Origin of the sequence: Paenibacillus sp. E194, assembly GCF_000935845.1 — a bacterium.
Taxonomy (GTDB): Bacteria; Bacillota; Bacilli; order Paenibacillales; family Paenibacillaceae; genus Paenibacillus_B; species Paenibacillus_B alvei_B.
In genome coordinates this window covers 1-1,047 of sequence record NZ_JMDX01000514.1, presented here as the reverse complement: position 1 = coordinate 1,047, position 1,047 = coordinate 1, and the positions used below count along the sequence as shown (strand labels likewise).

General features: G+C 59.3%; 1 protein-coding gene. It reads left to right on the top strand.

Annotation, left to right across the window (positions count from 1 at the left end):
- The coding region (locus AZ66_RS29290; protein WP_044358179.1) for a tubulin-like doman-containing protein at nt 1-1,047 on the top strand (1,047 nt) is incomplete at both ends.

Below are 1,047 nucleotides of genomic sequence, written 5' to 3'. Positions count from 1 at the left end.
CCCGGCTCGTGCTTCCGCTCGGCGGAAGCGGGGATAGCGACAGCCGCAGGACGATACGCCGCGATGTGCACCGTAAGTTCTACGCGGAGGAGGGCGGCCTGCTTGAGCTCAACCGCATCTTGCGGAAGGTGAGCAGCGATATCGCGGAGTACGGCCGCCTCTATGCTTCGTTCGACCGGATTCATCTGGCGGTCATTACGCGGGCCGATGATCCGCTCACTGTGCTGGTGCCGGAAATTACGCTGCTGGCGGAAGCGATTTTTCAGCAATCATTCAAGTCGGTGCAGACGGATTTGTACGCGCTCATCAGCGAGCGGGAACAAGCCGAATCCTTCGGCTATGCCAACTCGGCGGGAGTCGCGTTCCTGCGTGAGCTCGATTATATGCAGAGTCCGGACTACTCGTTCTCGGCCCCGCTGCATGTGACGGAAGACAGGATTGCGATCGAGGTGACGCATCCCGCTTCGCCGTTATTCGATCTCGTCTATGTGCTGACGGACAAAAATGAACGCGGCATGTCATCCTTCGACGAAGAAGACAATTACGAGATCATTTGCCATATGAACCTGTTGAAAAACCGGAAGCGGATCGACTCGGCTGGGGCGCATGGAATGGATAGCTACAACAACACCTCCCTGCGCAACAATCTGATGACCGAATCCGGCCGGATCGGGTTCGTCTCGGCGGGCTTCTCGAAGGTGAAGCGCCCGAATCATTCGATAGCGCTCGCTGTGCTGTACCATTTCTGCCGGGAGCTGACCGAGCGGATGAAGGGCGGGCCCGAGCGAACGGCCGCGGAAAAGCTTGCTTGGTTCGGACTGAACACGGAAGCGATAGAGGCCCAGGTCGATCAGACGGTCCCGGCTGCGGAGCGGCTCGGCGACATGAACGGCTTGATGACGCATGGCATCAGCTTCAGCCAGCTGAAGCGCATGACGCATGGCATCAGCTTCAGCCAGCTGAAGCGCATGACGCTGCGCGAAGCAGAGGAAGCGCTGTTCGGCAGCGGCTGCACCGCTTTTTTCCGGGAGAACTTTGAACGGGCCG